The organism is Polaromonas sp. P1_E3 (assembly GCF_056405935.1).
The window spans coordinates 1-2,492 of sequence record NZ_JBFUBD010000384.1; the positions used below are offsets into that span (position 1 = coordinate 1).

Sequence of the window (2,492 nt, forward strand, 5' to 3'; positions counted from 1 at the left end):
TTCGCGCCCATCTGCGCGCCCAGCCAGTGCCCCTGGGGCCAGAAAGCATTCACGGGCTACCTCGGAAGCGATGTGTCAGCCTGGAGCGGACATGACGCCACGGCACTGATGCACCAGGTGGCAGCTGCACCTTACCCCGCAGGTATCCTCGTTGACCAGGGCCTATCTGACAAATTTCTCGCTGAGCAACTGCATCCCCAGTTGTTTGAAGAAGCTTGCGCCTCGGTGGGGCAACCACTGACCTTGCGCCGCCATGCGGGCTACGACCACGGTTACTACTTCATTGCCACTTTCATGGCCGACCATCTGCGGCATCACGCAGCGCGGTTGTTTTAGCGCAAACCCTGAGCCAGCCCTCAGCCTGGCATAAGGCGCGGCAAATACAATCAGTAGATGCTGCTGCAACCGCCTGTCGCTTCCGCCGACGCATCCAACTCTTCCGGTCAAGGCAGCTCAGCTGGCATCCGGCGGCTTTGGCTTGTAGGCCAGGCCAGCATCTGGATCGCCACGGTCTGCAATGTAGCCCTTTGGCGCGAACTGACCCGGCTACCCGGGCTCACCAGCGCGCAGGCCATCATCATCGGCATTGCGCTGGCGCTTGTTACAGGGTTGGCAAGCGCCGCGCTGCTCAGCCTGCTGGCATGGCGCTGGACACTCAAACCCGCCATCACGGTCTTTCTGGTGTCAGCCGCTGTCGGTGCGTACTTCATGATGACTTACGGCGTCGTGATTGACAAGACCATGATGGTCAACACACTGCAGACCGATATTCGCGAAACCCGTGACCTGTTGAACTGGCGCCTGCTGGCCACTGTGCTGGTTCTGGCAGTGTTTCCCGGGATTTTCCTGTGGCGCCAGAAAGTCCAGCAGACAAGCGTCGCAAGGCAGGCTTTTTCCAACGCTGCGACGTTGCTCGGAACCCTCGCCTTGCTGATTCTGGTGCTCTTTATTTTCTTTCAGAGCGTTGCCTCGGTCATGCGCAACTACCCGCACGTGCGCTACCTGATCAATCCGCTTAACTCTTTTTATGCCCTCGGTTCTGTCGCGGCCAAACCATTTCAGCGCGACGAATCCAGCATACGGCCGCTGGGCGAAGACGCCATGCTCGGGGCCAGCTACACGGCGCAAACCAGGCCGCCGCTGTTGCTGCTGGTGCTTGGCGAAACAGCGCGCAGCGGTAACTTTTCCCTGAACGGTTATGGCCGGCTCACCAACCCTTTGCTGGCCGGAGAAAACGTTGCCAGCCAGCGCAATGCCTGGTCGTGCGGCACCAGCACCGCAGCATCGCTGCCCTGCATGTTTTCAAACTTCGGACGCGAGGCTTACGACTCACGCCCCGCCAACTACGAAGGCATGCTCGATGTGCTTCATCGCGCCGGCCTGGCCGTGCTGTGGATTGATAACCAGTCGGGTTGCAAGGGCGCCTGTGATCGCGTGGAAAGTGTCAACACCACCCAACTGAAGGTGCCTGGGTTGTGCGACAGCGGTGAGTGTTTTGACGAAGTGATGCTGCACCAGCTGGATGAACGCATTGCTGCCCTGCCCGCCGGACAGCGCAGCAAGGGGGTGGTGGTGGTCTTGCACCAGATGGGCAGCCATGGCCCGGCGTACTACAAACGCTCACCTGCCGAGGCCAAGAAGTTTTTGCCCGAGTGCGCCGACAACGCGCTGCAAAGCTGCAGCCGCGAAGGCCTTGTCAATGCCTATGACAACAGCATCGTCTATACCGACCATCTGCTGGCCAAAGCCATTGCGTGGCTGAAGACGCAGGAATCGCGAAGCGAGCCCGTCCTGCTCTACCTGGCCGACCATGGTGAATCGCTCGGCGAAAACAACCTTTACCTGCACGGCATGCCCTACGGCATCGCACCCGATGTGCAAAAGCGCGTGCCCTGGATCACCTGGCTGTCACCCGGGTTTGAGCAACGCAGCAAGATCACAACAGCCTGCCTCAAGCTCAAACTGGACGAGCCCATCAGCCACGACAACTACTTCCATTCGGTCTTGGGGCTCATGAATGTTCAGACCAGCGTCTATAAATCAGCGCTCGACATCTACGCCCATTGCGCCAAGCCCCTGGGCCCACCCCGCAATCAGCCGGATGTGTTGTAGGGTTTTTTAAACCCTGCGCGCACCAAAGTGGCGGCAGATTTAATATTCAATATTCATCTCAATAATAAATCTCTTATTCAAGGGCTGCATATGAATATTCGCAAGGCTGTCGCCTCCACCATCGCTTCAACGCTCCTTTTGACGTTCGCACTGAGCGCCAGCGCTGCCGACCTGCTCGACACTGTCAAACAGCGCGGCACGCTCAAAGTCGCACTCGAAGGCACCTACCCGCCGTTCAACTACAAGGAAGGCGGCCAGCTGGCAGGTTTTGAAGTTGAACTGGCCAATGCCCTGGCGCAAAAGCTGGGCGTGAAAGCCGAGTTCTCCACCAGCGAGTGGAGCGCCATTCTGGCGGGTCTGCAGGCCGGCAAGTACGATGT

At 59.0% G+C, this 2,492-nt stretch carries 3 protein-coding genes; all 3 read left to right on the forward strand.

Going from position 1 to position 2,492, the window contains the following annotated elements; translation table 11 throughout:
- The coding region (locus AC1D0Z_RS19565) for an alpha/beta hydrolase-fold protein (protein WP_477659842.1) at window positions 1-336 on the forward strand (336 nt) is incomplete at its 5' end.
- A 57-nt stretch (window positions 337-393) separates the two neighbouring features.
- On the forward strand, window positions 394-2,112 hold the full coding sequence (locus AC1D0Z_RS19570; RefSeq protein ID WP_477659843.1) for a phosphoethanolamine transferase: 1,719 nt from the start codon (window positions 394-396) through the stop codon (window positions 2,110-2,112).
- A 90-nt stretch (window positions 2,113-2,202) separates the two neighbouring features.
- Window positions 2,203-2,492 (forward strand): transporter substrate-binding domain-containing protein (locus tag AC1D0Z_RS19575; protein WP_477659844.1); only part of this gene is annotated, 290 nt, incomplete at its 3' end.

Coding starts and splice junctions, on each gene's coding strand:
- AC1D0Z_RS19570 (WP_477659843.1), top strand. CDS start 394: ATGCTGCTGCAACCGCCTGTCGCTTCCGCCGACGCATCCAACTCTTCC.